Here is a 2722-nt window from a genome sequence, read left to right on the forward strand (position 1 = left end):
CATGCGTCATCTGCGCACGCGACCCTACACCCCGCGCACCAATGGCAAGGCCGAGCGACTGGTCCAGACCAGCCTGCGCGAATGGGCCTATGCGCGCTCCTATACCAGCTCCGAACAACGCGCCAACGCCTTCCACGGCTGGCTGCATCACTACAACTGGCATCGGCCTCACGCCAGCCTCGGCTACAAGCCACCCATCTCACGCATTACGCTGAACAACGTGCTGGGTTTACACAGTTAGGCCGTGGTGGAGCAAGTGCGTTGCGACTTCCCGCTTCGGCCAGTGCAGCGGCGCTTACACGGTCGGCTACGGGCCGCAGTCCTTACGCTGCCATCGTCGGTTCGGCTACTGCTCCGCCGCCTCGCTTCATTGCCCGCGTTGCGCTCATTGCGTGGGGCTTCGGTCACATCCTGCATCCAGCGCTTTCGGGCAAGCCCCATCCCACGACCTGTGACACACTCGGCAACGGCGGCAGTGCTGGGGAGTACGGTTGCAGCATCCAAACCGTTCTGGCCACCCACTGCCTAACAATTCGTTCAAGCCGACACCGCTTCGTTACGCAAACCACATGGCAGGTACAGCTTGCCATGTGCTTCGCTCCACTACGCGGCGCGGCTTAACTCAGGCGTTAGGCGTCACATGGAGATCCGCGGGCGTGGATGAAGAGCAGCATCTCACTCTATCTGATCGCTTTGAGAACACTGAGTTCATCAAAAACTCAATGATGGTCCTTGGCGTTCCCTTCGATGCGCCAGAAGAGTTCAAACAGCGCGTCTGGGCGGCGGCCCAAAGCTATGTAGCTGGCAATCGCTCAATGGATTACTTTTATAAACGCTATGGCAACGACGCGAAGTTTCCTCGTCCGCCGGAGAATAGGAGGAAGCTCTCATCTACACTTAGCCAGTGCAACTTTGAAGTAGAGCGGGTGGCCTCTCAGCTCACCAACGGAGTGGAAAGGAGAAGCTACCTCGGCTTATTCGCAGCTGAGTCAGCGTTGCTTAGACTTTCTGTCAGCTTTGAATACGCTTCCTTTCTCCTGATGCAGGGGGCAGTGTATGAGTCCGCGTCAGTAATGCGACTTTGCTTGGAGCAGATAGCCTGGTCCTACGATGTCTATCTGCTAGACAACGAAACGCTGTTTGAGAAAAATCCAACTAGATCGGTGTCAAAGATAAAGGAGCTTGATATCCATGCAGGCAAACTCTATTCGTTGCTTAGTAACTACACACACATCCAACCCAAGCTACAACGCGATTACTTGGATTTTTCTGACAAGTATGCCGCAGTAATCTTCCGAGATTTCGATGCAGCACTTAAACTCAGTGAGCTGTATGCGCGGATTGTCAACCTTTATGTCATCACGGCTGAGAAGATATCTTATGATTATTTCGCTGAGGCTAAAGCTTGGAGCCGGAATCAGGACGGCGACCTCGTGCGTATCTCTGATTACTCGTGCCGTGAAGCAATGCGGCGTTGGGCCGAAAGTATCTCGGGTGACGCCTAACAATTCATTCAAGCCGACGCCGCTTCGCGGCGCGGCTTAATTCAGGCGTTAGGCCTAGGAGATGGCTGTGTCGCTGATTGAAAAATTTAAAGAAGGATTCTGGTCGCACATCTGCTCGGCATGCGCGGCTGCACTGACGGTTCTTCTTGGCTGGATGTTCTATCAGGTCGCCCCGGCTCTACTTCCCGCTATTGAGGCCGCAACATCACTTCGCGTTGTATTAGCCATCCTGTTACTCTCCGTTCTACTCAATGTTGCCTTAGTAGTTGTTATATGGCGCTTGTCGCGACCAAGTAGCCTAAAACTCAAATTTGGCATCCTGTGGGATCGTGAAAAGAATCCGCATTGCCCGTCCTGCAAAAATGTACGGCGAGTACCAATGGGGTGAAATGGGGTACTACTGCAACACTTGCAAAGATGTATTTCATTTGGCGGATGCTCATGGCAAAGATATTGCACCGGCTGACGCCTTGCTCCGGCTCTAGGCCTAACAATTCATTCAAGCCGAACGCCACAAGTGGCGTCGGCTTAATTCAGGCGTTAGGCAGCAGACCAAACAATGCCGCACTTCAAAGTCATACTTTCTGGTCGCGGGATTGATCTGCCGTTCGAGGGTGAGTCGGCTGTCGGATTCTTCACAACCAGACTAGTTCGTGCCGCCGACCCTACAAGCGCTGAGTCTTTGGCCAAAACCCTCGTGCTATCTGAGTGGCGGCCTGGCGGCACCTATGCCCATGCAAACCGCGGCTCGCTACCTTCGCTGTCCGTCGAGCGGTCAATTCCTGCGGGTTGGCTTGCCGGCGTCTTTGGCCGCAAACCCTCTGGCTACACCTTCTACTGCCATGAAGACTAGACTGCTGCCTAACAATTCATTCAAGCCGACGCCGCTTCGCGGCGCGGCTTAATTCAGGCGTTAGGCAGCTTATGAAGATTGTCGCGTTCGTGGTGGGGTTTCTGTTAGTCATGGTGCTCTCCGTGCCACGCATCGCTGCGGCAGACCCCGAGCCCATTGGGGCTGGTGGCAGCCTCTACATGCTTGGTCTTCTTCTTATCTTCATTTGCACCGCAGCGTTCTCAGGCTCCGCCCATCGGTGTAATGACCCAGCAGTTTCTGCACAGGTCAGGCCGCTAAGGCATGCGCCTGGGCGGGTGTTTTCATGCCCAGCGCCTGGTGCGGGCGCTGGTGGTTGTAGAAGTGGATCCAGTCGCCGATCGCA

4 protein-coding genes are annotated in these 2722 nt (G+C 55.0%); 3 read left to right on the top strand and 1 reads right to left on the bottom strand.

Annotated elements, in window-relative coordinates:
* The 3 genes from LDO26_RS18065 to LDO26_RS18075 form a co-directional block, all read left to right on the top strand.
* Positions 1–241: integrase core domain-containing protein (locus LDO26_RS18065; protein ID WP_232130640.1), on the top strand; the 241-nt coding region annotated here is incomplete at its 5' end.
* A gap of 415 nt (positions 242–656) precedes the next feature.
* On the top strand, positions 657–1505 hold the full coding sequence (locus tag LDO26_RS18070; protein ID WP_232132482.1) for a hypothetical protein: 849 nt from the start codon (positions 657–659) through the stop codon (positions 1503–1505).
* A gap of 67 nt (positions 1506–1572) precedes the next feature.
* Positions 1573–1893 (top strand): hypothetical protein, encoded by a 321-nt coding sequence (locus LDO26_RS18075; protein ID WP_232132483.1) that lies wholly within the window; start codon positions 1573–1575, stop codon positions 1891–1893.
* 732 nt (positions 1894–2625) lie between these two features.
* Here the strand turns inward: LDO26_RS18075 and LDO26_RS18080 are convergent.
* Positions 2626–2718 carry an integrase core domain-containing protein gene (locus LDO26_RS18080; protein WP_343226178.1) on the bottom strand — a complete coding sequence of 31 codons (93 nt, stop codon included), beginning with the start codon at positions 2716–2718 and terminating at the stop codon, positions 2626–2628.
* Between the last annotated feature and the right edge of the window lie 4 nt (positions 2719–2722).

The sequence above is a fragment of the Proluteimonas luteida genome (genome assembly GCF_021191695.1).
Classification (GTDB): Bacteria; Pseudomonadota; Gammaproteobacteria; order Xanthomonadales; family Xanthomonadaceae; genus Luteimonas; species Luteimonas luteida.